Raw genomic sequence first — 231 nt, forward strand, 5'->3', positions numbered from 1 at the left:
TGCTTGTAGCGCGCGACGACCTTGGCGGTGGTGGGGGTCAGCATCTCCATCCACCAGCGTGCCGTGTTGTCCTTCTCGCCGACGCCGAACGGATCGCCGTCGAGTGTGACGCCCTCCGGAATCGTGAACTGCTGATAACTGACGCCCGCCGCCTCCGCGATCGCGCCGGGCTGCGTCGCGTAGCGCACTTTGGTGTTCTCGTCGGAAAAGCCGCTCTTGAACGTATAGAGC

1 protein-coding gene is annotated in these 231 nt (G+C 64.1%); it reads right to left on the reverse strand.

All coding sequences use genetic code 11. The annotated features are described in order from the left end of the window. A partial coding sequence (locus tag AC0IYH_RS34250; protein WP_471838955.1) for a beta-galactosidase trimerization domain-containing protein occupies positions 1 to 231 on the reverse strand: 231 nt, incomplete at both ends.

Source organism: Pseudomonas sp. AC463 (genome assembly GCF_979253585.1).